We start from the raw sequence: 23490 nt of genomic DNA on the forward strand, positions 1-23490 counted from the left end.
TGGAGTTTTTGAACAGCCGAGCGGCTTCGGGTTAACGGTTGAGCATGCGGCGCACCGAGCCGGGGACCGCCTTCTTGATCCGGGTGCGGATCCGCTCCGGCCGAGCCGTCTTCGGCGGTGCCTGCTCGCGGAGTGCGGCCTCCTGGTCGCGCAGCCACTCGATGCGCTTGACCAGCACCTCGGGCGAGGTGGCCAACGCCGGGCGGACGGCCGGCGGGAAGGCGGTCGCCTGCCGGGTGGCGTCGAACACCGCCGCGCTGTCGGCGTCGTTGAAGGAGTTGCCCAGGTCGTGCTTGTTCAGGAACTGGATCATCGTCTCGTACCGCTGCTTGTGGCCGTTGACCATGCCCGAGTAGTCGGCCTCGTCGTAGAGCTGGGCGGCGTCCACGTCGGCCGGCACGTCACGCATCACGCGGTGCGGGATCTCGAAGTAGCGGGCCAGCTCCAGGGTGCGCGAGTCGTGGGCGAAGAGGAAGCCCGGCGTACCGGCGAGCAGCGAGACGATGGTGCCGTGGATGCGGGTGCCGAAGTTGAAGTCGAACCCGGAGAGGTAGTCGATCCAGGTCCACGGGTCCACGAACATCCGCACCTTGTCCTCGGTGAACAGCGGGTGCGTGGTGTGGATCGGGATCTCGCTGCTCTTGCCACGGTCCTCGGGGGAGTCGCCGAAGAGCAGGGTGCCCAGCGTCTTGAGGTCCTGCGGGATGTAGCGCAGGTTCTCGTAGCGCTGGTGGTGCGTCTTGATGATCTGCGCCATCGACTTGACGTACGGCGAGACGGTCAACGCGATCCGGTCGTACGGCCCGATGAACGTCTTGCGCTTGTCCACCGGCAGGGTGTCGCCGTGCAGGAACATCGACGGGCAGCCGATCACGTCGACGTTGGAGAAGCCGATCGTCCGCAGGTAGTCGGCGGTGATCTCACCCCGGACGCCGATGCTCGGTGAGCGGTCGAGGACGGCACGGCAGAAGCGGCTGACCTGATCGTCGATCGGCCGCAGGTACTCCCGGTCACCGTCGACGTTCGTCTGCACACCCACACCGAGCACCACGACCGGGATCTTGAGTCGCTCGATCAGTCGGCTCATCGCGTCGAGCCGGTGGGCGTAGCTGCGCCGGAACGCGTTCGCCAGCGGGACCACGAAGACGTCGTACTCCTCGTTGATCCGGTCGCTGTCGCGCATGTTGACCGTGAAGCCGTTGGGCGTGATGGTGGCCGCACGGGTGGCCAGCAGCTTGTTCGCGGCGTGACTGAAGACCAGGTTGCCGGCGTTCTCACCGATCAGGTTCCGCTCGAACGTCTCCTCGGGCGAGTTGACGTCGAAGGGACCCTTCCGGGCCCGCATCAGGATCCGCTGGTGCATCGCTGACTCTGCCTCTCGTCGGTGCCGCCCCCCGCCTCGGCATGCCCAGCGCACCACCGGGCCGGATGGCGGGGTGGGTGCTCATCCAAGTCCCGGGAATAGTAGGCCACCGGGGGACCGGTTGACACCTGAGCCACATCCGCCCCATTGCGCCGGCCTCCCCGCCCGGTTCGAGGGGGAGTGCCCGCACCGGTATGGTGCCCGGAATGACCAGCACCACCGTCGTCGATAGGCCGCCCTCCACCACCCGACGCGGTGACGCCAGCCGATTGCCCTCGTTGACCGGACTGCGCTGGATCGCCGCGCTGCTGGTCTTCGGTTTCCACGCCGGCACCATGCGCATCATCGCCGAGCCCGGTCACCAGGCGGTGGTCGGCGAGATCTTCACCCTGGGCCTGTCCGGGGTGCAGTTCTTCTTCATCCTCAGCGGATTCGTGCTGGTCTGGTCGGCCCGGGTCGGTGACTCCCGCCGCCGGTTCTGGCGTCGCCGGATCGCCAAGATCTATCCGAACCACGTGGTGATGTGGGCGCTGGCAATGCTCGCGGCGCTCTGGTTCGCCGACCCGATCAACCCGGTGGCCGCGCTGGAGAACCTGTTCCTGCTCCAGGCGTGGGACCCGCGACCGGGCTACTTCTACAGCGTCAACAACGTGAGCTGGTCGCTCTCCTGCGAGCTGTTCTTCTATCTCTGCCTGCCGCTGGCGCTGCCGCTGGTCCGCCGGGCCAGGCCGTGGATGCTGTGGGCCGTGGTGATCGCCATGCCGCTGCTGATCCTGGCGCTCTGGCCCGGTCAGTTGCTGGTGCCGGAGCAGAGCCGGTGGTGGTTCGCCCAGATCTTCCCGCTGGTGCGGTCGCTGGAGTTCTGGATGGGCGTGGCCGCCGCCGAGCTGATGCTGCGCGGTCGCTGGCGCGGGCCCCGGCTGCCGCTGGCCACCGTGATCTTCGTCGCGACCTGGGTGGCGGCCTCGCAGTGGATCCGGGCCGAGCTCTGGGCGGCCCTGCTGTCGGTGGCGTACGTGCTGGTGATCGCGGCGGCGGCGGACGCCGACGTGCACGGCCGCCGGTCGCCGCTGCGCTCCCGGCTGATGGTCTGGCTGGGCGAGGTCTCGTTCGCCTTCTATCTGGTGCACGTCTTCGCGATCATGACGATCCTGCGGCTCACCGGCGACTGGGGCACCGGCCTGCCCGGCTGGTGGGGAGTGCCGGCGGTGATCGGGTTCCTGCTGATCACCCTGGCACTGGCCGCGTTGCTGCACCGCTACGTGGAGCAACCGATGATGCGGCGACTCGCCCCGAGCCGCGCCCCCGCTGCCGCGCCGCGCACCGCCGAGTTCGCAGGGCCGCCCACTCAGCCACCCGCAGAAGCGTGCGCGGAGCCGCCTGCGGGGTCGCCGGTGGAGCCGCCTGCCGAGCCGCCCGCCGGGCTGCCGAGGCAGCGGGTGGCGGGTGACGAGCCGAGCACCGCCGGTCGGCGCGAGCCGCACCACTGAGTCCATGGTGGATGGTCCTCGTCGGCCGTCCGACCTGCTGTTTCGTGTGTCATCGCCGGCGCGTCGCCGACGCGACACGCCCGTCGCCGATGCGATTCGACGGTGGTGGCGGTAGCGTGACGATGTGCTTCCCGTCGCGTCCGCCCGTCCCCTGTGGTGGCTGGCGCGCTGGGCGACGCGGCTGCTGACCGGGTTCGCGGTCGCCGCCGCGTTCACCCTCGGCGCCTGGGCGATGCCCGCCCAGGGCGCCCCCGCCGGGCACCCCGCCGTCGACCGGGTCGCGTCGTCCGCCCTGCTCGCGCAGTCGCCCCACGCGGGCTGGCAGCCCACGTCGGCCGGCACGCTGGTCGCGGTGGCCGGCACCGGGGTCGTCGACCGGGTCGACGTACCCGGACTGCTGCCGGAGGCGCGCCCGGAGCCGCAGCGGACTGCCGCGACGGCGGTCGCAGGTCCGGCGACATCCGCCCCGACGACGGTCGCACCGGCCGCCCACGGTGCCCGCGCCCCACCCGGCGTCTGACCTCGCGCCCCGCTGCGGCCCGCCAACCGGACTCCGCCGCAGCCCCCGTCCCGCAACGCCCGGGATCTCTGCCCGCGACGTATCCCGTCACCGCCCCGCCCGGCCCCGTGGCACCGCCACCGGACGACCGGATGCCGGCGCGGTCCGCTGTCAGCGCACCACTGCCCATGAGGTACCGCCATGGAGAAGACCGTCCTCTACCAGTTCCTGATCGAGGTGCCCCGGGCCGCCGCCATCTGGTCGGTGCTGCTCGTGCTCGCGCTGGGCGTGCTCACCGCCCTGGTCGCCCGGCCCGAACCGGCCTCGTCCGGCGCCGACGAGACCACCGGCCCGGCCGCCGACCCCGCCGAGGCCGAGGCGGCCGACCTGCGCCGCTACGCCGGTGAGGTGGCCGTGGCCGCCGCCGGGGCCGCGCAGAACGCCGTACGGCGGCAGGAGGCGTGGCGTACCGCTCAGACCGCTCTCGACCGGGCCTGGGCCGGATTCGACGAAGCGGAGAGCCGGGCCCGGCGGCTCGCCGGGGCCACCGCGCTGCCCGCCCCCCGCACCCCGCGCACCGCCAGCGAGTACGCCGCCCGGGAGCGCTGGCTGCACCACGCGGCGATGCAGGCGCACTGGCGCGGTGACCTGTCGGCGCGGCAGCTCACCGACGTGCTGGCGCGCCGGGCCGGCTGGGATCCCCGACTGCACCCGGCCGAACAGGAGGTCGTCCTGGCCCGGGTCGTCCGCGACAACCACCGGGCCGCGTACCGGGTCGCCGCCGAGCGGGAACGGGCCGCCTGGCGGGAGGCCGAGCTGGCCACCGACGCGGCCCGGGTGCTCTCCGCCGAGGCGTACGCCGCCGCGCAGCGCCTGCGGCCGAACCTGCTCCCGGCGCCCACCGCCACCGCCGTCGCACGTCCGGCCGCAGCAGTCCCGCGGTGGCGCCCGGCGCGCGTGGGGTGACCCGGCTCGGCGACCGGATAGTCCGGCCGGATTGGGTGAGCCCGGTCACATCCCTCGCCGGAACGGACGCCGAGGCGGGAACCGCCCGAGACGTGACGCGATGCCCGGAGACATTGTCTGCGGGTGGTCCCCCTGTCACCGCCTGTTGCGTCGATCGCCGTCGGTCCCGTTGCGCGACGTCGCTGACCGAACGCCCGAAAATCATCGACCTGGATCATGTTTGCGCAGGTCAGGACGGGTTGGCAGGGCAATGGTCGGCCAGTAGTGTCGGCCCGTCCGATGCGGTACCCGATCGCAGGAGGCGACGCCGCATCGACCCGCCTAATCGTGGTCTCACGAACCGGGGACCCACCGCACCACTGGGGTGAATCCGCGAGCCTCGGCTCACGGTAGGGCCGTCTTCCCGCCCGAACCCGTCAGCTAACCCGGTCGGCGGTGTCGGAAGGAGCTTTTCCTCTCGTGCATCCCCTCGTCGTACCCCTTGAGTTCCCGCACCTCCACGGCACCGCGGTGCCCGCGCTCGTCGGGCCGTCGGCCACGAGCTGACTGCGACCACCGCCCCCGCCCGGTCGACCGGGCGTCGCCCCTCGCACGGCCGTCCCCGTACTCGGGTGGTCCTCGACAGGTCCTGTCGAGCTGACCGCCGGAGCGGTTCGCCGTGCCTCCCTGAGCCCCCGTGGAGGACTCCGTGAAGCAGACCGTCACGCGCCAGCTACGCCGGCTGGCCACCGAACGCCCCTACCAGGTCGTCGCCGCCTCGGCCGCCGCGCTGGCGCTGGCCACCGGTGCCGGTGCCGTACTCGTCGGCACCGAGGACACCCCGGCCACCGCGCACACCACGACCGCCGTCGCCGAGTTGCGCGGCGACACCGCGGTCTCCCGCGCCGAGGCCCGGGTGGAGCCGACCCCGTCGACCCCGCCCAGCAGCGCGGCCCCGAGCAGCGCCGCGCCGTCGCCGTCGCCCTCGCCGAAGGCCACCTCGGCGGCTCCCTCGCCGGTGGCCACCAGTGCGAAGGCCGCGCCGAAGGTACCCGCACGGAAGGTCCTGGACTACGACTTCCAGGCGCAGACCACCGGCTACTACTGCGGTCCGGCCGCGGTACGCAACGCGCTCAGCGCCGCCGGTGTCGACCGTGACCAGGACACCCTGGCCTCCCAGCTCGGCACCACGTACGCCGGCACCAACTCGGCCCAGGACACCACCCGGGTGCTCAACGCCACGGTCAAGGGCGAGCCGTACTCGACCACGATGTTGCCGGGCGGCTCGGCCAGCCCGGCGCAGATGGACCAGCTCCAGGCCGACGTGGTGGAGGCGATCACCGACGGGCGCGGCGTCGTGGTGAACGTGGCCGGCAGCGCCACCGACACCGACGGCGGCTGGCACTCCTTCCCCGGTGGCCACTACGTCGCCGTGGTGGGCTACGAGGACGACGGTCGACTGGTCAAGATCGCCGACTCGGCCGACGCCTCGTACTACTCGTACTGGATGACCACCATCGACCTCGCCCACTGGGCCGCCACCCGCGGCTACTCCTCCTGAGAGGTAAGGAAGGGTCCCCTGCTATCGCCTGGTGTATAGCAGGGGACCCTTCCTTACATCCGGGGGTGCGGCGGCAGGTAGACGGCTCTGATGCGGTGCGTGCTGTCGAGCACGGAGAAGCCCTCGGCCGGATGGCCGAGGGCTTCCGCGTCGTACCGGGATCAGGCGTGCCGGTCGAGCTTCTTCGCCAGGCCGACGAAGCTCGCCCACGACACCGGGGTGAAGGCCAGCGTGCCGCCGTCCCGGTCCTTGGTGTCGCGCACCAGCACGACGTCGGACAGGTTGTCTGCGACCTCCACGCAGTCGTTACCGCTGGAGCCGCTACGGGTGGACTTGCGCCAGGTCGCGCCGTTCAGATCCATGGCTTCACAACATCCTTCATCAGCTCGATCGACTGCCGGCCAGACAGCGCCTCGTTGCGCACGGTCTCCCATTTGGACAGCAGGGTATTGACGTCTTCGTCCTTGTCGGCGAGGACCCCGCCGAGTTGGGTGTCCAGATTACCGACCCAACCACCGTCCGTGCTCCTTGCCAGGATGAAGGGGCCGGCCAACCCGGCGTGCATGCCGATGCCGGCAGGCACGAGGTGCACGCTGATGTTGGGCCGTTCGGCGAGGTCGATCAGGTGGTGCACCTGCTCGACCAGCACGTCGCGGAGGCGTTCGTCGACCCGCCGGAGCACCACCTCGTCGAGCACCGCGACGAACTGCGGCGGCTCCTCCTGGTCCAGCACCGCCTGCCGGGCCATCCGGTTCGCGAGTCGTCGCTCCACCCCGGCGTCGGTCAGGGTGTCGTCACATCGGATCACCGCGCGGGCGTAGCGCTCGGTCTGTAGCAGGCCCGGGACCAGCGTCGACTGGTAGCACCGGAGTTGCCTCGCGGTGCGCTCGGCCTCCAGGTAGGGCAGGAACCACGCGGGCTGGCGCAGCACCTCGGCCGTCCGCAGCAGTTCCTCGAACATGCCGCCGGTCTCCAGGACCTCGTCCGCCCGTTTGGCGAACGGCCTGTCGACCGGGCGGGTGCCGGTCTCCACCGCCGACACCAGGGACGCCGAGTAGTTCGACCGTCGGCCGAACTCCTCCTGGTTCATGCCCGCTGCCGTCCGCAGCCGGCGAAGCTGAGTGCGGATCAGCTCGTGCAGGTCGGAAGGCTGCTCGCGTTCCACGTCACCTCCAGGGGATTCATCAAGATCGCCAAGCTCCCGTCAGGGGCCGGATCGGCGCACCAGGACGCCGCCGTGGCCAGCGTCGATGCCTTCCGACAGTAGTCATGTCCTCACCAGACTGTCACTCATGCGGATCTGCTTCACGCCGTGCAGGGCTGGGGCGGGTTCTGCTCCGGGGCCGCCCGTGACATCCCCCCGTGCGCGGGCGGCCCTCCCGATCCCTTACCGACGGAGGTCGACGTGCGTACGCACCCGTACCAGTGTCCGACAATGGTCCTTCCGGTTCTGCCGCAGCGTCGGCGGGGCGCTCCGCTGCCCGGGTGGATGCGTCGTCCGACCCAGGCGCTTCCACTCCACGGCCCCGGACCGACCGGCTTCCTGACGCCGGCTCAGGCGTGGCGGTCGGATGGGCGGCCGTGCTGACCACCCAGCTCGCGAAGCCTGGCCGTGGCCCGCACGCCGACCGCCCGGTCGGCTCCGGCGGGAACACGCCGCACACTCCGGCGCGACCGACCTGGTTCTGCCGGGTCGACGGCCAGCCGTGGCCGTGTGGCGAGGCCAGACTGCTGCTGCCGGTGGAGTTCCGGGGGAACGTCCCCGGGCTGACGATCTATCTCGCCGGCCTGATGTACGAGGCCATGCGCGACCTCTACCAGCTCAACCCGCACGACGGCCCGGAGTCCGAGGAGCTGTTCGAAAGGTTTGTCGCCTGGGGCGCAGCGCGCCGGCCGGCTGTGGAGGTGCCGAGCTGAAGCAGCGCTGTCGGCCGAGGGCGAGAGGGCCTCCGGTTTCCCGCCGTCCCGCGAGTCGCCCACTGGTCGTGATCGCATCAAGGTAGTACATAACGGACGCGGAGGCCGTACCTTCGCACACGCGAAAGCACGGAAGGTTCACTCTCATGTCCCAGCAGAATCTGTATGCGCTGCCGATCGACGGCGCGCAGTTCACGACCTACTGCGGCGGGAACCTCGGCGGTGACAACGAGACCTGCGCCGAGGTCGCCCCGATCCCCGGCGTCGCCGACGCCTTCGTGGTGCGCGACAACAAGCAGGCCGGCGCGGGCAGCGAGCTGCGCCTGACCGGCGGCGAGATGGACAACCTCGCACTCGGCTGGGCCCGGGACCGGGGCCTGACCGCCTGACCACCGCACCTGGCAACAGCTCCGGCCGCCCTCGACCGGCAACGAGGGCGGCCGGTCCGAACAGCACAGAGAAGGACACAGATGCGCTGGGAAGGGCATTGGCACGGCTTCGGTCCATGGGTCGGTTCGCGTGCCGACTTCGCCAAGGAGGGGCCGCGCAGACCTGGCGTGGACCTCGGCGACGCGGAGACACAGATCTTTCTCGCCAACACCATGACGCCCGTACTGACCGGCCACTGGCTACTTCGCCGGAACCAGGCCGCCGCCGAGCGGACCTGGACCGAGGTGGCGGACGCGGCGGCCTGGATGAGGCGGGTCCGCGAGGCGAACCCGGCTGCCGGGCTCGGCGGACCGCTGCTGACCGTGCAGGAGCGGATCGAGCGACAGCGCACCAGCCTGGTTCTGGGTAGCGACGTGGCGTGGGGCTACTACACCCCGGCGTTCAGCTATGTCTCGTTCGCGGCCGTCTGCTGCCCCAATCGCTTCCTCCCCGGCATCGTCTGCCCGTCGCCGCCACATACCTGACAGGAGTAGCCATGTCGCTCGGTCTCCTACTACCCCCAGACGGCGTCGCGGAGCTGATGGACCGCTGGCCCGACGAGCCACGCGTCTACCAGCGCCCGCCGACCGAACTGGATCGCACCGTCACCCCCGAATGGCTCTACGAATGGATCGACACCGGCTGTGTACCGGCCGACGAGATTGCCGCCATCCGGGCTCCGGCCCCGGCACTCAACGCCCGTTCCTGGATCACGAACGGCCGCACCGACGCCGTACGCCTGCGTCGGCTCTACGACCGGGGTCACACCATCCGCCTCGGCAACCTCCAACGGGTGATGCCCTACCTGGCCGGCCTGTCCCGCAGCATCCAGCAGGAGACCTGCTACTCGAACTACGTCCACGCCTTTCTCACCCCGGGGCGCGAGCAGGGGCTCCGTCACCACTGGGACCAGCAGATGGCAGTCATCGTCCAGATCGCCGGGGTCAAGCGCTGGGAGCTCTGGCCACCTGTCGTGGAAGCCCCCATGCGGGAACACCTGGAGTCGTTCCGCGTGTGGAAGGACAGCTACCTGGAGGAGTGGCGCGATGCTGGCCCGGCAATGGTCATCGATCTGGAACCGGGGCAGTCGATGCTTCTGCCGAGGGGCTGGGTGCACAACCCCTTCAACGCTGCCGACCAGCCGAGCCTTCATCTGACCTTCGCCATCCGCGAGCGCACGCCCTACTGGATCAGTGAGAAGCTGGTCGGCGGCGTGATCGAGGATGCCGACTTCCGGCGGCTCCTCCTACCCGGAGACATCCACGGAGACGCCCTTCCCGGCATCGTCGCGGAAACACGCGACGCCCTGGTGGCCCACCTTCAGAGCCTCGACACCCACAAGCTCGCCGGAGCCCTGCGCAGCCTCGCCCGCACCGAACTGGAGTACACCACATAGCGACACCAGCAGGGCCCCGGACTTCTCGCGAGGAGGAGTGGCCGGGGCCCCGTCACGTCGCGACGTAGCTCAGGTGGCGCTGGGCAGCGCGGCGTCGGTCGTGGTCCGGGGTGCCGGGGCGGTCCAGGTCGGATCCAGCTCCCGCCGAGCGGCGGCCAAGAAAGCCTCGGCGTACGACTCGGCCGGGAAGTCGCCCAGGTAGCGCCGACGGGTCGCCCAGCGCGCCTCGGCGAGCGGATCGGTGTCGAGCAGCCGGGTCAGCACGTCGTCCAGGTCGGACATGTCCCGGCGCAGCACGTAGCCGGTGGCGGCGAGGGGGAACCGCTCGACGAACCGGTCACCGTCGACACCGGTGTCGGTGACCACGTAGGGCTTGCCCGAGTACAGCCAGTCGGAGACCACCCCGGAGACGTCGGAGACCAGGGCGTCCGCCCGGTTCACCGACTCGGCCAGGGTGAGCCGGCCGGCGGCGGCGCCGAACACGTGCTGACGGCCGGTGCGGGAGCGGTCGGCGGCGAGCAGTTCGTGCAGCCGGGCCAGGCGTCGGGCCGAGGCCGGATGCTGGTTGGTGTACGGGTGGGCGCGCAGGATCACCGTGGCGCCCCGGTCGAGCAGCCGCCGCAGCAGCGTCTCTGCCGTCGGCAAGGAGCAGTAGTCGGCGTCGGCGTGGTGGCCGGTCCAGGTGGGGGTGTAGAGGACGGTGGGGTTCGCCAGCCCCCGCGTCGGCTGGTGGCGTACCTCGATCGCCTCGACCTGCGGGCGGCCCACCACCACGAACTTTTCGGCCGGGATCTCCACCCCGGCGCGGGCGTACCGGTCGATGGCCGCCTCGCCGGCCACGAAGATCCGGTCGAAGATCGCCGACACCGGGTTGGCGCTGGGCGCCTTGTCGCTGTCGCCGTGGTGCAGTTGGACGTGGGTGAGCTGGGTGAACCGGATGCAGTGGCTGTTCTTCGCGCCGTGGTTGACGTAGAACGCCACCCGCAGGCTCGGCACCAGCACCTCGTCCATGGTGCGCAGGGTGGGGCAGTAGACCACCGGGGCGGTGGTGGCCGCCGCGATGGCGGGCAGGAACTCCGGCTCCCGCAGCATCACCACGAACGGCCGACCGATCCGTTCCAGGTACGGCAGCCACATGGTGACCTGGTACTCCGACCCGGGCGGGGCGGAGAAGTGGAGCACGAACTCCGGCTGGTGCCGGCGCAGTGCCCGGGTGACCGCCGACCCGCCGGCCGCCGGCCGGAACCGGCGGCGGGCCAGGTCGAGGGCGACCGCCCCGGCGGCGGCGCCGACGGGCAGGCAGAGCAGCAGGGCGACCACGGCGGGCAGCCCGGCCAGGGCGGCCACGGCCAGCGCGGCGAGCAGCCCCGCCACCGCGTCGTCTACCCGGGCGGCGACCTGCGGCACCCAGGTGCGTACCGGCAGGTTGGCGGCGCGGATCTCCAGGTTGCCGGCGGCCCGCAGCGGCCCGGTGACCAGCACCAGCCCGAGCAGCACCAGGGCGGTGACCACCAGGACCGGGTCGAAGCCGCCGTCGAGCTGCCGGGCGTAGCCGACCAGGATCCCGGCGGCGAGCAGGGCGGTCTCCGCGACGCTGTCGGCGCCGGGTCGCACCCGGCGCTCCCAGACCGTGGCGGCGAGCGCGGCCACCGCCAGCCCGAGTCCCCAGGTGGTCGCGCCGGTGAGCGCGAGCACCAGGAACGCCAGGACCGCCCCGCCGGTGCTCAGGCCCCGGGCGGCCAACTTCGTGACCAGGTCACCACGCATCTCGGCGCTGCCTTCGTGCTCGTCGTCGGCGGGTCAGCCGACGCGGGTGCCGCTGCTGGCGTCGGCCTGGGTGGGTACCGGGGCGGGAGCCGGCGTCTCGCCGGGCGGCCGGCGTACGTCGATCACCTGGCCGGTGAGTTCCGAGATCAGCACGTCCAGCGAGGCCTGGGCGACGGTCTCGGCGGCGAGCAGGGTGTGCTCGGGCTCCGCGCCGAACGCCTTGGTCCGCATCGGGGTGGCCGTCCGCTCCGGGTTGATGATGTTGACCCGTACGCCGAACTCGGCCCACTCGTCGGAGAGCGCCTGGGTCAGGTTGACCAGCGCCGCCTTGGTGGCCGAGTAGAGCGCGTAGTCGGCCCGTCCCCGGGTGTAGGAGCTGGAGGTGTAGAGCAGGAGCTGGCCCTTGGTCTGCTGGAGGTAGGGCAGGGACTGCCGGGCGATGGTCACCGGGCCGACGAAGTTGACCTGGAGTACCCGGTCGATGGTCTCCTGGTCCATCTCGGCCAGCGCGCCCTTCTCCAGGATCCCGGCGGTGACCACGACGTGGTCGATCCGTCCGGTGGCCTCGAAGGCGGTCCGCAGCGCGGCCTCGACGTCCTCCGGCCGTTCCACGTGCGTGCCGGTGCTGGACCGGCTGAACGGGAAGACCTGGGCGCCGTGGCGGCGGGCCAGCTCGGTCAGGTCGTGGCCGATGCCATAGCTGCCGCCGAAGATGACGATCGTGCGGCCGGTGACCTCTTCGCTGTACGCCCGGTGGTCGGTCAGCCGGGGCACCTTGGCGGCGGCGAGCTGGAACAGCTTGTCGGCCAGGTGCACGTCGACCGGGTGGGTGACCTTGATGTTCTCGTCCGAGCCGTCGATCACCTTGATCGGCACCTGGGGCAGGTAACGCAGGACCACGCCGCAGTCGTCGGTGGCGGCGAAGTTCGGGTCACCCTCGGCCTGCCGGTACGCCTCCCGGATGGTGCTCGACCGGAACGCCTGCGGCGTCTGACCCCGGCGCAGCGTGGCGCGGACCGGGATGTCGGTGATGCACTCGTCCTCGTCGACCTGGATGATCGTGTCGGCCGACGGGATCGCCACGTCGACCGCCGCGTACGTCCAGAGGGCGTTCACGCACTCCCGGACGATCCGGCCGCTGAGCAGGGGCCGTACCGCGTCGTGGAAGAGGATGTTGCAGTCCGCCTCGCCGACGGCGTCCAGCGCGATCCGGGTGGTGGCGTTGCGGGTGTCGCCGCCCTCGATCACCTTGGTGACCTTGCGGAAGCCGGCCTTGTCGACGATCCGCTGCGCCTCGTCGACGTGTCCGGTGGCCATCAGCACGATGATCTCGTCGATCTCCGGCGCGGCCTCGAAGACGGCCAGGGTGTGCTCGATGATCGGCTTACCGGCGATCTTGAGGAGCTGCTTGGGGATGCCGAGGCCCAGTCGCGTGCCGGTACCGCCGGCCAGCACCACGGCCACCGTCCGCGAGGGTCGCCACGGCGCCGGGTCGTCCGGCTGGCTGCCCGGGTCGGTGGTCAGGTCCTGCGTCATCGCGGGTCCTCGCTCTCGGGGTACATGGCTCGGGGGGAGTGTCAACGTGGGGGGTGTCGCCGCCGCTGGCGACGGGATGAACCTTAACGCGCGGACCGCGTCACCCCAACGGGCCGACGCGGTCCGCGCGACGTCGTCGAGACGCCGGACGTTCGCCTGGACTCTACTTGCCGTTGGTGAACGCCTCGTACGCCTTCAACACCTCGGCGGTCGGCCCGTCCATCCGGATCAGGCCCGATTCCAGCCAGATTGTCCGTTCGCAGGTGTCCCGGACCGAGGAGAGCTGGTGGCTGACCAGGAACACCGTGCCGGCGCTCTCCCGCAGCTCGCGCACCCGCTTCTCGCTGCGCTTGCGGAACGCCTTGTCGCCGGTGGCCAGCGCCTCGTCGATCAGCAGCACGTCGTGCTGCTTGGCCGCCGCGATGGAGAAGCGCAGCCGGGCCGACATGCCGGAGGAGTACGTCCGCATCGGCAGGGAGGCGAAGTCGCCTCGCTGGTTGATCCCGGAGAACTCGATGATCTCGGGGACCTTGCGCTGCACCTCGGCCGGGTGCATGCCCATGGCCAGGCAGCCGAGCGTGACGTTGCGCTCGCCGGGCAGGTCGTTGAGCAGCGCCGCGTTCACCCCGAGCAGCGACGGCTGCCCCTGGGTGTAGATCGCGCCGCGCTCCACCGGCAGCAGGCCGGCGATGGCCCGCAGCAGGGTGGACTTGCCGGAGCCGTTGGTGCCGATCAGCCCGACCGCCTCACCCCGGTACGCGGTGAAGGTGACCCCGCGCACCGCGTGCACCTCGCGCACGTTCGGCGCCGAGGTGCGGCTCACCATCCGCTTGAACGCGGCCACCGGGCTGGTGTTGCCGGCGGCGCCCTTGTGCACCCGGTAGACGATGTGCGCGTCGTCCACCACCACGGTCGGGATGCGTTCCTGGATCCGGGGCAGGGTGACCGTCACGTCGTTGGACATCGCCAGGTGATCAACCACGACCGTACTCCTGTTCGCCGCGCCAGAAGAACAAGTAGCCGCCGATGCCCATCACGACCGCCCAGCCGGCCGCGATCAGCCAGGTCAGCAGCAGGGAGTCGTTGAGCAACGGGGCCTGCTCCAGCAGGGCGGTCCGGGCCAGCTCGATATAGACCAGCATCGGGTTGAACTGCACGATCCCGACGGCCCAGCCGGGCAGGTTGTTGGAGAAGAGCTCGACGCTGTAGAGCACCCCGGAGCCGTACATCCAGGCCCGCAGCACGAACGGCATGACCTGCTTGAGGTCGCTGGCCTTGGCGCCCAGCCGGGCCATCGCCATGGTCAGCCCGGCGTTGAAGACCGTCTGGAGCAGCACCGCCGGCACCAGCATCAGCCACATCAGGGTGATCGGCTCGCCGGTGACCACCACGATGCCGACCAGCACCAGCAGCGAGCCCAGGAGCTGCTGGAACTGGGTGGCGGTGATCGCCAGCGGCAGGCAGGCCCGGGGGAAGTGCAGGGCCCGGATCAGGCCGAGGTTGCCGCTGATCGCCTGGGTGCCCTGCTGCACCGTGGTCTGGGTGAAGTTGAAGATGAACAGACCGGTGGTGAGGTAGGCGATGAAGTTCGGGATGTCCCGGTTCTGCTCCAGCACCACGCCGAAGATCAGGTAGTAGACCGCCGCGTTGCTCAGCGGGGTGAGCACCTGCCAGAGCTGCCCGAGTCGGGCGTTGCTGAACGAGGCGGTCAACTTGGCGTTGGCGTACGCGGCGACGAAGTGCCGGTAACGCCACAGCTCACCGCTGTAGCGGCGGAGTGAGGGCCGCTCTCCGGCCACGCGCAGGCCGTGGCGGGCGGCCACCTGCGCGGGAGTGAGGCCGGAGTCGGGGTCGGCCAGCGTGGTGTTGGCCATGGGGATGGGCGCTCCGATCTGTCGTGCGGCGGATACGTTCGCGACGATGGAATCTAGCGTGGAGCGCCGCCTCGCCGCTGCGTGGACAGTAGTCCGAAACACGTCGGGACGCAACCGTACCGTCGTTGCGCTACATTGTTGTTCGTGACAGTGGAGAAGAGTCCCAGGTGACGACCGAGAAGAGGCGCGCGCCGGCCGGTGCCGCGGTGCTCCGTGGAGAGATCACCGCGGCCATCCGGCGGGCCCTGATGCACGAACTGGCGGCGGTCGGCTACGGCCGGCTCTCGATCGAGGCGGTGGCCCGGCGGGCGGGGGTCAGCAAGACCGCGATCTATCGCCGGTGGAACTCGAAGCTCGACCTCGTGCTGGACGTGGTCTCGGCCGTCGCCAGCCGGAAGCTGCCGATGCTGGACACCGGCACCCTCGACGGGGACGTGCGACTGCTGCTGCTGGTCGTGACCGGTGCGTTGGGTCACCCGATGGCGACACAGATCATCCCCGATCTGCTCGCCGAGGCGGCGCGCAACCCGCAGATCGCCGGCACGTTGCAGAGCACCCTGAACGACTACCAGGACCGCATCGGCGAGATCGTCATCGGACGGGCGATCGAGCGGGGGGAGTTGCCCCCCGGTGCGGATCCGCGCGCGGCGGCCGACCTGATCGTCGGGCCGGTCTACTGGCGGCTGGCCATCGCCCGGGTGCCGCTGGAGCCCTCCGAGCTGGCCCGGATGGCGGAGGCGGCCGTGGCCGCACTGCGGGTCGTCTGCGCGAGCCCGCGGGAGGAGGTGCCGTGAGCTGCGCGGACATCCGTCCGCTGAATGAAGCGTGAACGCGGACCGGACGCCACGTGAGTGCCATTCCCGACTCCCGCTCCAAACGGACTAGTATCGCACCCCGAACTCGCGAACAAGTCTTGTGACACGGGAGGACCTTCATGACTGGCCAGCGTCCGGACTTCATACCGCCAGCCCGGCCGATCATCGGCGAGGCCGAGATCGAGGCGGCGGTCAGGGTGCTGCGCAGCGGCATGGTGGTGCAGGGGCCCGAGGTAGCGGCCTTCGAGCAGGAGTTCGGCGAGGTGGTCGCCGGTCGGCACTGTGTCGCCGTCAACTCCGGCACCTCGGCCCTCCAGTTGACCCTGCTGGCGCTCGGCGTCGGCCCGGGCGACGAGGTGATCGTGCCGTCCTTCTCCTTCGCCGCCAGCGCCAACGCGGTCCGGCTGGTCGGTGCCGAGGTGGTCTTCGCCGACATCGAGCGGGACAGCTTCTGCCTCGACCCGGACGCGGTCGCCGCCGCGGTCACCCCGCGGACCGTCGCCGTCATGCCGGTGCACCTGTACGGCCACCCGGCCGCGATGGACAAGATCATGGCGGTGGCCGAGCGACACGGTCTGGCCGTCGTCGAGGACGCGGCCCAGGCCCACGGGGCCGGCCTGCACGGCACGCCGGTCGGTGCGTTCGGCATCGCCGGTTGCTTCAGCTTCTATCCCACGAAGAACATGCACTCCCTGGAGGGAGGCATGATCAGCACCGCGGACGCCGGGTTCGCCCGCACCCTGCGGCTGCTGCGCAACCAGGGCATGGAGCAGCGGTACGCCAACGAGATCGTCGGCGCCAACATGCGGATGACCGACGTGGCCGCGGCGATCGGCCGGGTGCAGTTGACGCAGTTGGCCGAGTGGACCGCACAGCGCCAGGCGAACGCGAAGTACCTCGACTCGAAGATCACCAACATGATCACCCCGCCGGTGGCGGACGCCGCCCGGCACGTGTACCACCAGTACACCGTCCGCGTCCGGGGCGACCGGGACGCCGCCCAGGAGCGCCTGACCGAGCAGGGCATCGGCAACGCCGTCTACTACCCGACCCCGATCCACCGGCTCAAGCCGTACCTGGGTGCGGACGGCCGGCCCGGCCCGTGGGAACTGCCGGAGACCGACCGGGCCGCGGCCGAGGTCATCTCGCTGCCGGTGCACCCCACGCTGGAACAGAGCGACCTCGAGCGGATCGCGGACGCCGCCAACCTCGCCGGCGGTGCCCAGTGAGCAAGCGGCAGAGCGACAAGCTGCGCGCCGGTCTGATCGGCCTGGGCGCGATGGGGCGCAACCACGCCCGGGTGCTCTCCGGTCTGGACGGCGTCGATCTGGTCGGCATCGTCGACCCCGTCGGTGACCCGAGCGGGCAGCTCCGGGCGCCGGTGCTGCCCGACCTGGGCGAGCTGCTGGCGCGCGACATCGACTACGCCGTGGTCGCCTGCCCGACCGCGCTGCACGAGCAGATCGGGCTCGAACTCGCCGCGCACGGTGTGTCCGCGTTGATCGAGAAGCCGCTCGCGCAGTCCGTCGAGGCGGCGACCCGGATCGTGGAGGCGTTCGAGAGCCGCGGACTGGTGGCCGGCGTCGGCCACATCGAGCGGTACAACCCCGCCCTGCAGAACCTGCGGACCCGCCTGGAAGCGGGCGAGCTGGGCGAGGTCTATCAGGTGGTGACCCGGCGGCAGGGCCCCTTCCCGCACCGGATCGCCGACGTCGGTGTGGTGATGGACCTGGCCACCCACGACATCGACCTGACCAGCTGGGTGACCGGCCAGGAGTACGTCTCGGTGTCGGCCCGGACGGTCTCCCGCAGCGGCCGGCTGCACGAGGACATGGTGGCGGTCATCGGTACGCTCACCGACGGCACGATGGTCAATCACCTGGTGAACTGGCTCAGCCCGCTCAAGGAACGGTCCACTGTGATCACCGGCGAACGGGGCTGCTTCGTCGCCGACACCCTCACGGCCGACCTCACATTCTATGCCAACGGCGCCATCGGCACCGAGTGGGAGGCGTTGCGGGCCTTCCGCGGCGTCGCGGAGGGCGACATGATCCGTTACGCCGCTCCGAAGCGGGAACCCCTGCTGGTCGAACACGAGCGCTTCCGGGACGCCGTGGAGGGCAAGCAGAGCGACATCGTCACCCTTCGGCAGGGCCTGCGGACGGTGCAGGTCGCCGCAGGGCTGTTGGAGGCGGCCGACGCGGGCAAGGTCGTCACGGTGGCACCGAACCACGACACCGAGCTTGCCACCACCCGCTAGCTGAGACCGGATCCAGGGGAGAATCGGCACGATGGGTTCCAAGAGCACGAAGCGTTACCGGGGTCGGGTGGTCATGCTCGTCGACAACGGTGTGCACGGCGACTCCCGGGTGCAGAAGGCCGCCCGCTCGGCGGCCGACGCGGGCTGGGAGGTCTTTCTCCTCGGCATTCGCAACACCCACTCCGCATCGGACAACTGGCGGATCGGCGACGCCGAGGTGCGGCTGCTGCGGGTGCCGAAGCCGCTGAACCGCCAGCCCCGGGAGAACACCCGGTCGCTGTGGCGGCCGCTGTCGTACGCGTCGCCGACCAAGGCGGCGTACCGGACCCAGAAGGTGCAGGCCTGGCAGGCCGACCTCTATGAGCGTCGGGTCCGGGCGAAGGCACTCGGCGGCGTGGTTCCTGCCACCGTGGGTAGCGCGGTGCAGTTGCCGTCCCGTGCGATGGCCTCGCTGATGAGCCGCTGGGTGCGGTTGCGCAGCGCGGAGACCCGCCGGATGCGCCAAGCGCAGGCGGATCCGCAGGCGCTCTTCAACCGCCTGCCCATCCGTGGTTGGCAGATGCTCCGGGGCAGCCGCAGTTGGCGTCGTCTGGATCCGGGACTGTGGGACTTCGAACTGGCGTTCCGCAAGGAGATCGACGCCCTCAAGCCCGACATCATCCATGCCAATGACTTCCGCATGCTCGGGGTCGGGTCGCGGGCCATGCTGCGGGCCCGGGCGGCGGGTCGCAGGACCAAGCTGGTCTGGGACGCGCACGAGTTCGTCAGTGGCATCACCGGCCGGGCGGAGAACCCGCGCTGGCTGCCGGCGCAGATCGCCTACACCGCCGAGTACGCCGCCTATCCAGACGCGGTGGTGACCGTCTCCGACACCCTCGCCGAGTTGTTGCAGAAGACCCACGACCTGCCGGCGCGGCCGGCCGTGGTGTTGAACGCGCCGATGGCGCCAGCGGTCGACGCCGACGGTGAGGTGCCGGACCTGCGGGCCCGGTGCGGGGTGGACGAGCGGACGCCACTGCTGGTCTACTCCGGCGCGGTGAACCCGAGCCGGGGCTGCCAGATCATGGTGGAGGCGCTGCCACATCTGCCCGAGGTCCACGTCGCGTTCGTGACCGTCAATCCGAACGGGAGCAACCGGTTCTCCGAGGAGCTGCACGAGCGGGCTGTCGAGCTCGGCGTCGCCGACCGCGTGCACCTGCTGCCGTACGTCCAGCACTGGCAGGTGGTGCCGTTCCTCTCGGCTGCGGACATCGGGGTCATCCCGATTCACCACAAGGTCAACCATGAGCTGGCGTTGATCACCAAGTTCCTGGAGTACTCACACGCCCGGCTGCCGATCGTGGTCAGCGACGTCCGGACGATGGCACAGACCGCCCGCGCCACCGGCCAGGGCGAGGTGTTCGAGGCCGAGAACCTGGCCGACTACGTTCGGGCGGTCCGCGCCGTGCTCGCGGACCCGGGCCGCTACCGGGCCGCGTACGACGAGCCGGGCCTGCTGGAGGGCTGGACCTGGGAGTCCCAGGCACAGTTGCTCGACGAGGTCTACAGCTCGGTGCTGGGCGTGCCGGCCAGGGCGTCACAGGTGGCGGACGACCGGGAGCTGACCCCCGCGGGACACTGAAGCAGCACCGTCGACGGCACGGCCGGCCCGCCTCAGGCGGGCCGGCCGTGCCGGTTCTCGCTACCGCGTCGACGCCTCGACCGCGGCCGGAAGAACGACGCGAGGACCGTCCCGCATGGTCGGGACGGCCCTCGCGTGGTGCGCCGGTCGGTTCAGCCGGTACCCGTCGGCGGCTCCAGCATCAACCGGTCGAAGTCCTTGTGGGTGACCGACCAGTCCCAGGTGTTCAACACGTGTGAGGCCGCCGCCCGGCCCGCCTCGCGCCAGGTCTCTTCCGACGCGGTGACGTCCAGGATCCGCTCCGCGGCCTCCTGCGGAGTGGACACCACCCAGTCGTTGGGGAACAGGGTGCGGGCGCTGTGCGCTCGACCGGCGAAGAACGGCCAGTCCCGCACCACCGGGACGGCACCGCTGGCCGCGCCCTCGACCAGGCCACAGTGGAAGCTCTCCCGCACCGACGTGCTGAGAATGACCCCGACATCGGTCAGGGCACCCGGCACGTCCTCGGTCCGTCCGGTCCGCACGACGGCACCGGACGGCTCCAGTTCGGCCAGTTCGGCCGCGAGCGTCGCCGCATAGGTCCGCACCGCCGGGCCGAGCGCGGTCCGCAGCTCGTCACCGACGAGCTTCAGGCGGTACCGTTCGTCGCGGCGACGCAGCTCGCGCAGCACCTCCAACGCCCAGAGCGGATCCTTGGCGACTGCGCTGAGCCCGACCAGGCCGAGCGTGAAGCGGCTCTCCGCCGACTGCTTCGGCAGCACGTACCGGTGCAGATCCATCGCATTGGCGATGACGTGGGTCCGTGGCCCCTGCGGCGCGCGCAGCTGGGGCACGGCCGCCAGGGCCAGGTCACGCAGGTGCTCGGAGACGAAGATGAGGTCGTCCACCCGGGACCAGTCGGTCAGGTGCGGCCACCAGGTGAACGCTTCGAAGCTGTGCAACCGGACGATCACCCGGGCCGAACCCGGGTCGATCATCGTGAGCATGGCGGCGGGCAGATTGCACCAGTCGACGAAGACGGTGTCCGCCCACTCGACCTGGGCGCCCCACGCCTGCTGGACCTGCTCGACGTGCGTCCGTGTGCCGGCGAGCCGGTGCTGCAGCAGATGCATCCGCCCGTTGCTGAGGACCGGACGGATCGATTCCTCCACCAGGTTCAGTCGGCGGACCTCCACCCCGGGCGTCGCCTCGTAGCGGGAGAGGATCGGACCGACGAAATTGTCGTTGATCCCGGTGAAGAAGAGCATCCGGTGCGGGCGGTCGGCCGGCGGGAACTCGGCCGGCGTCCGGCGGCCGCGCGGTGTCGCCAGCGCCTTACCGGCCTCGCTGTCGTGCAGCGGGGCGAGGAAGCCGTCCGGGTCCGCAGCCAACGGCGAGGTGAGCCCGTCGAAGTGCACGTTCCGGTGGAACATCAGGCTGAAGGCGCGCACCACGTGCTCTGCGGCCTGGCTCGGCTTCCGCTTCTTGAGGAGGGCGTCCGCCGCTTGGAACTGCCCCTCGACCACCGTCATCAGGTGTTCGGGCAACCCGCCCCGGTCGAGTTCCGCCTCGACCATCGGAGCGAGTAGCTGGCTCCTCGTCGCGGCGCTGCGCAACCGACGCTGGGCGGCCAGCGCCAACCGGTTGGCGCTGCTCCGGTGACCGGCCCGGCGCATGCTCCGGTTGACCCGCTGCGCGGCCACTCCGCGTAGGCGCTCCGGTATGCCGGGAGCGGTGACCGCCTGGTGCCAGAGCCAGCGCACCGGGGCGAGCTTCATGGCCCGCTTACCGGTGCTCACCTGGAACACCCGCTTGGCGAGCTCGACGGTCTGATTGCGGGTGGCACTGGTCAGGAGCACCGGGGAGGGACCGACGGTGCTCAGGCGCGGCCGGCGGTACTTCGCGGGGTCGGCCAACCGCTTCCGCACCGCCTGTAGCGTCGGGGTGATGCCGTGGACCGCATCGGCCCGTCGGTGCCGCTGGGCCAGTTGCCAGACCGTGTGCAGGGCCTTCGCGTCCAGGGCGACCAGCACGTCGGCACGTTTCGCGTGCCGACGGACCCACGGGTCACGCTGGGCCCGCAGCCACGGGCGACGGGCCGGCGCGGTCCGCTTGTAGGCCCGACCGAAACGTCGCCCCAGTTCCTCGACCGTGGGTAGCTGGTGCACCTCGGCCAGCTCGGCGACCGCCGGGATCTTCTCCACCGGATCGAAGGTGGTGGCGAATCGTACGGTGGCGCCCAGGGACTGGAGCTGCTCCACCGCGTCGGTCAGCACCGCCACCCGGCCGGGTACGGCTCCCAGCACGACCAGTACCTCGATCATGACTCACCTTCTTTGGCGAGAACGTGCGCTCCGGCGGGGAGACCGGGCGCGGTGCCGGCCGGCCCGGCGGTGCCCAACACCAACTCGGTGACCTCCCGGACGGCAGGGATGAGCTGCTCCTCACGGGCGTACTGCCGCGCCTCGGCCCGAGCCTTCTCGCGCTCGGCCGCGTCGGCGTTGCGCGCCATCGCGGCGGCCCGCCGGAACGCCTCGGTCAGCTCGACCGGATCGAGGCCGACCGCCCCGGTCCAGAGGGGGTACGTGGAGAGCAGCGTGGAGGCGTCGTGCACCGGCTCGTGGGCGGAGACCACCGGAAGCCCGGTGGCCATGTATTCGTAGACCTTGCCGGACGTCATGTACCGGCCGCCGGTCACCATCAGCACCACGGCGTCCCACCGGGAGTACAGGTCGATCACTTCGGCCTTGGGTACCGAGCCGCCGACCAGCACTCCGTCAGCGGCGGCCGCCTTGAGTAGCTCGGCATGGTAGTTGTCGCCCCGGGCCCACCCGGAGCCGATGTGCCCGCGTACCTCGAAACGGGCGTCGGCCAGCGCCGGGTCTGTCGCGCGTGCCGTCCGCCACCCCTCGAGTACGGCCTCCAGCAGTGGCACCGGCAGATTCAGCGCACCGAGGTAGCCGAAGGTCAGCGGCCGGTCGGCCGGGGCGGGAAGCGACTCGACCGGGATGCTCACCGCGTCGTAGCCGTTGCGCACGATCCGCATCTTGTGGGCCAGATCCGGATACCGCTCCCGGTACCACCGGGAGATCGGCTCGTTGACGTTCCAGATGGCCACGGCGTCGGTGAGTAGCTTGGTCTCCCACCGACCGGAGACCGACTCCTTGGTGAACGCCTCCCCGCCGTTGATCACGTCGACGGACCAGCCGTCCCGGAAGTCCACCACGTAGGGGACCCGGTGGGCCTTCCAGAGCTTCCACGTGGCGGCCAGGTTGACGTACGGCACGCAGGTGGTCACCAGCAACTCCGCCGGCCGCTCCCGGTGGATCTGGAGCAGCGCCTTCTCCAGCGCGGGACGCCAGCCACCGAACACCGGCTCGGGGAAGACCTTGAGGTGCTGTTCGCGCAACTCAGCCAGGTAGTCGCGGTGGGCCAGGGCACGCTGCTCGGTGTACGACCGGACGTCCGTTTCCAGGTCCTCCCGGAACAGCGGCAGCTTCACCACCCGGATACGGGGATCGACGCCCTCGGTGAGGGAGTGGTCGAGCCCGTAGTCGAGCTCCCACGCCTCGTCCATGATGGTGACCACGGTCACGTCCCAGCCCTCGGCGGCGAACTGGTTGGCGGTCGCCCGCATCCGGTAGGTGGAACTCTTGGCCGCCGGAGGAAAACCGATCGCGAGGTAGATCATGTGTGGCCGGGAACCGGGCTGGCGTGTCCGGGGGGTTTTCCACGAGTCCCAGAGGGTTCGCCACTTGTTCATCGATTCCGATCCTGGGGGTGTGTGAAGATCCGGCGCTGGCACCGGAACGGCCCCTCTTCGCTACCCGGTCGAGGGGCGGCAGCCGCAGGACATCTGCGGAGCGGGACCATGCCGGGCGGGACCTTTCATCAGCGGTACGCCGTACCTCGTCGGTCGGCCTGACGCGGTGCCTGCTCCGCGACGGCCGTGCACGGCCCGCGGTCAGGTGCTGACCCTACAATAACGCCGGCCCGAGCGTCAGCCGTCCTGGCCGCCGGCCGATCCCCCGAAGGCCG

Annotated in this window: 21 protein-coding genes and 1 riboswitch; of the genes, 12 read left to right on the forward strand and 9 right to left on the reverse strand. The window is 70.8% G+C overall.

Annotation, left to right across the window (positions count from 1 at the left end):
• Window positions 1–31: 31 nt before the first annotated feature.
• Window positions 32–1363: a polysaccharide pyruvyl transferase family protein gene (locus ACZ31C_RS21980; protein ID WP_465796864.1), complete on the reverse strand. Its 1332-nt coding sequence runs from the start codon at window positions 1361–1363 to the stop codon at window positions 32–34.
• Between the two features lie 206 nt (window positions 1364–1569).
• Here ACZ31C_RS21980 and ACZ31C_RS21985 point away from each other — a divergent pair, with 206 nt between their 5' ends.
• The 4 genes from ACZ31C_RS21985 (at window position 1570) to ACZ31C_RS22000 (ending at window position 5858) form a co-directional block, all read left to right on the forward strand.
• On the forward strand, window positions 1570–2853 hold the full coding sequence (locus ACZ31C_RS21985) for an acyltransferase family protein (protein WP_465796865.1): 1284 nt from the start codon (window positions 1570–1572) through the stop codon (window positions 2851–2853).
• 124 nt (window positions 2854–2977) lie between these two features.
• Window positions 2978–3373: a hypothetical protein gene (locus tag ACZ31C_RS21990; RefSeq protein ID WP_465796866.1), complete on the forward strand. Its 396-nt coding sequence runs from the start codon at window positions 2978–2980 to the stop codon at window positions 3371–3373.
• A 180-nt stretch (window positions 3374–3553) separates the two neighbouring features.
• Complete coding sequence (locus tag ACZ31C_RS21995) at window positions 3554–4318, forward strand: hypothetical protein (protein WP_465796867.1); 765 nt, start codon at window positions 3554–3556, stop codon at window positions 4316–4318.
• A 308-nt stretch (window positions 4319–4626) separates the two neighbouring features.
• Window positions 4627–4768, forward strand: a riboswitch (cyclic di-AMP (ydaO/yuaA leader).
• 226 nt (window positions 4769–4994) lie between these two features.
• Window positions 4995–5858 carry a C39 family peptidase gene (locus ACZ31C_RS22000; protein ID WP_465796868.1) on the forward strand — a complete coding sequence of 288 codons (864 nt, stop codon included), beginning with the start codon at window positions 4995–4997 and terminating at the stop codon, window positions 5856–5858.
• A 161-nt stretch (window positions 5859–6019) separates the two neighbouring features.
• Here the strand turns inward: ACZ31C_RS22000 and ACZ31C_RS22005 are convergent, their stop codons facing one another.
• On the reverse strand, window positions 6020–6220 hold the full coding sequence (locus ACZ31C_RS22005) for a DUF397 domain-containing protein (RefSeq protein WP_465796869.1): 201 nt from the start codon (window positions 6218–6220) through the stop codon (window positions 6020–6022).
• The gene (locus tag ACZ31C_RS22010) at window positions 6211–7023 is read right to left on the reverse strand and encodes a helix-turn-helix domain-containing protein (RefSeq protein WP_465796870.1); all 813 of its coding nucleotides are present in this window, start codon (window positions 7021–7023) and stop codon (window positions 6211–6213) included. Before ACZ31C_RS22010 ends, ACZ31C_RS22005 begins: the two co-directional genes overlap by 10 nt.
• A gap of 395 nt (window positions 7024–7418) precedes the next feature.
• On the opposite strand from ACZ31C_RS22010, the gene ACZ31C_RS22015 reads away from it, so the two are divergent.
• From ACZ31C_RS22015 to ACZ31C_RS22030, 4 genes are all read left to right on the forward strand, one after another.
• Complete coding sequence (locus ACZ31C_RS22015) at window positions 7419–7775, forward strand: hypothetical protein (RefSeq protein ID WP_465796871.1); 357 nt, start codon at window positions 7419–7421, stop codon at window positions 7773–7775.
• Between the two features lie 146 nt (window positions 7776–7921).
• Complete coding sequence (locus ACZ31C_RS22020; RefSeq protein WP_465796872.1) at window positions 7922–8164, forward strand: hypothetical protein; 243 nt, start codon at window positions 7922–7924, stop codon at window positions 8162–8164.
• A gap of 168 nt (window positions 8165–8332) precedes the next feature.
• Window positions 8333–8689, forward strand: a complete 357-nt coding sequence (locus tag ACZ31C_RS22025) for a hypothetical protein (RefSeq protein WP_465796873.1) — start codon at window positions 8333–8335, stop codon at window positions 8687–8689.
• Between the two features lie 56 nt (window positions 8690–8745).
• Window positions 8746–9600, forward strand: a complete 855-nt coding sequence (locus ACZ31C_RS22030) for a JmjC domain-containing protein (RefSeq protein WP_465796874.1) — start codon at window positions 8746–8748, stop codon at window positions 9598–9600.
• Between the two features lie 69 nt (window positions 9601–9669).
• Here the strand turns inward: ACZ31C_RS22030 and ACZ31C_RS22035 are convergent, their stop codons facing one another.
• The 4 genes from ACZ31C_RS22035 to ACZ31C_RS22050 form a co-directional block, all read right to left on the reverse strand.
• Complete coding sequence (locus ACZ31C_RS22035; RefSeq protein ID WP_465796875.1) at window positions 9670–11367, reverse strand: CDP-glycerol glycerophosphotransferase family protein; 1698 nt, start codon at window positions 11365–11367, stop codon at window positions 9670–9672.
• A 33-nt stretch (window positions 11368–11400) separates the two neighbouring features.
• Window positions 11401–12903, reverse strand: a complete 1503-nt coding sequence (locus ACZ31C_RS22040; protein WP_465796876.1) for a D-ribitol-5-phosphate cytidylyltransferase — start codon at window positions 12901–12903, stop codon at window positions 11401–11403.
• A 163-nt stretch (window positions 12904–13066) separates the two neighbouring features.
• Window positions 13067–13867 carry an ABC transporter ATP-binding protein gene (locus ACZ31C_RS22045; RefSeq protein ID WP_117227541.1) on the reverse strand — a complete coding sequence of 267 codons (801 nt, stop codon included), beginning with the start codon at window positions 13865–13867 and terminating at the stop codon, window positions 13067–13069.
• Window positions 13868–13877: 10 nt separating this feature from the next.
• Window positions 13878–14777 (reverse strand): ABC transporter permease, encoded by a 900-nt coding sequence (locus ACZ31C_RS22050; RefSeq protein ID WP_396746327.1) that lies wholly within the window; start codon window positions 14775–14777, stop codon window positions 13878–13880.
• A gap of 167 nt (window positions 14778–14944) precedes the next feature.
• Between ACZ31C_RS22050 and ACZ31C_RS22055 the strand changes: the two genes are divergently transcribed.
• The 4 genes from ACZ31C_RS22055 (at window position 14945) to ACZ31C_RS22070 (ending at window position 19473) form a co-directional block, all read left to right on the forward strand.
• Window positions 14945–15571, forward strand: a complete 627-nt coding sequence (locus tag ACZ31C_RS22055) for a TetR/AcrR family transcriptional regulator (RefSeq protein WP_396746330.1) — start codon at window positions 14945–14947, stop codon at window positions 15569–15571.
• Between the two features lie 140 nt (window positions 15572–15711).
• Entirely contained in the window at window positions 15712–16821 is a 1110-nt protein-coding gene (locus ACZ31C_RS22060; RefSeq protein WP_117227538.1) for a DegT/DnrJ/EryC1/StrS family aminotransferase, read from the forward strand.
• A complete protein-coding gene (locus ACZ31C_RS22065; protein ID WP_396746333.1) occupies window positions 16818–17852 on the forward strand; it encodes a Gfo/Idh/MocA family protein in 1035 nt (344 codons plus the stop codon). The genes ACZ31C_RS22060 and ACZ31C_RS22065 overlap by 4 nt, the downstream gene beginning before the upstream one ends.
• 31 nt (window positions 17853–17883) lie before the next feature.
• Entirely contained in the window at window positions 17884–19473 is a 1590-nt protein-coding gene (locus ACZ31C_RS22070; protein WP_465796877.1) for a glycosyltransferase family 4 protein, read from the forward strand.
• 152 nt (window positions 19474–19625) lie between these two features.
• Here ACZ31C_RS22070 and ACZ31C_RS22075 read toward each other — a convergent pair whose 3' ends face one another.
• Together ACZ31C_RS22075 and ACZ31C_RS22080 are read right to left on the reverse strand one after the other, a co-directional pair.
• Entirely contained in the window at window positions 19626–21776 is a 2151-nt protein-coding gene (locus ACZ31C_RS22075) for a glycosyltransferase family 1 protein (protein ID WP_465796878.1), read from the reverse strand.
• A complete protein-coding gene (locus ACZ31C_RS22080; RefSeq protein WP_465796879.1) occupies window positions 21773–23143 on the reverse strand; it encodes a glycosyltransferase in 1371 nt (456 codons plus the stop codon). The genes ACZ31C_RS22075 and ACZ31C_RS22080 overlap by 4 nt, the downstream gene beginning before the upstream one ends.
• Between the last annotated feature and the right edge of the window lie 347 nt (window positions 23144–23490).

The organism is Micromonospora sp. NPDC023869 (assembly GCF_055559695.1).

What these genes read in the sequence shown, in the direction of transcription:
- ACZ31C_RS21980 (WP_465796864.1), bottom strand. Translation starts at nt 1,363, where the DNA reads ATGCACCAGCGGATCCTGATGCGGGCCCGGAAGGGTCCCTTCGACGTC.
- ACZ31C_RS21985 (WP_465796865.1), top strand. Translation starts at nt 1,570, where the DNA reads ATGACCAGCACCACCGTCGTCGATAGGCCGCCCTCCACCACCCGACGC.
- ACZ31C_RS21995 (WP_465796867.1), top strand. Translation starts at nt 3,554, where the DNA reads ATGGAGAAGACCGTCCTCTACCAGTTCCTGATCGAGGTGCCCCGGGCC.
- ACZ31C_RS22005 (WP_465796869.1), bottom strand. Translation starts at nt 6,220, where the DNA reads ATGGATCTGAACGGCGCGACCTGGCGCAAGTCCACCCGTAGCGGCTCC.
- ACZ31C_RS22020 (WP_465796872.1), top strand. Translation starts at nt 7,922, where the DNA reads ATGTCCCAGCAGAATCTGTATGCGCTGCCGATCGACGGCGCGCAGTTC.
- ACZ31C_RS22030 (WP_465796874.1), top strand. Translation starts at nt 8,746, where the DNA reads ATGGACCGCTGGCCCGACGAGCCACGCGTCTACCAGCGCCCGCCGACC.
- ACZ31C_RS22035 (WP_465796875.1), bottom strand. Translation starts at nt 11,367, where the DNA reads ATGCGTGGTGACCTGGTCACGAAGTTGGCCGCCCGGGGCCTGAGCACC.
- ACZ31C_RS22040 (WP_465796876.1), bottom strand. Translation starts at nt 12,903, where the DNA reads ATGACGCAGGACCTGACCACCGACCCGGGCAGCCAGCCGGACGACCCG.
- ACZ31C_RS22045 (WP_117227541.1), bottom strand. Translation starts at nt 13,867, where the DNA reads ATGTCCAACGACGTGACGGTCACCCTGCCCCGGATCCAGGAACGCATC.
- ACZ31C_RS22050 (WP_396746327.1), bottom strand. Translation starts at nt 14,777, where the DNA reads ATGGCCAACACCACGCTGGCCGACCCCGACTCCGGCCTCACTCCCGCG.
- ACZ31C_RS22060 (WP_117227538.1), top strand. Translation starts at nt 15,712, where the DNA reads ATGACTGGCCAGCGTCCGGACTTCATACCGCCAGCCCGGCCGATCATC.
- ACZ31C_RS22070 (WP_465796877.1), top strand. Translation starts at nt 17,884, where the DNA reads ATGGGTTCCAAGAGCACGAAGCGTTACCGGGGTCGGGTGGTCATGCTC.
- ACZ31C_RS22075 (WP_465796878.1), bottom strand. Translation starts at nt 21,776, where the DNA reads ATGATCGAGGTACTGGTCGTGCTGGGAGCCGTACCCGGCCGGGTGGCG.
- ACZ31C_RS22080 (WP_465796879.1), bottom strand. Translation starts at nt 23,143, where the DNA reads ATGATCTACCTCGCGATCGGTTTTCCTCCGGCGGCCAAGAGTTCCACC.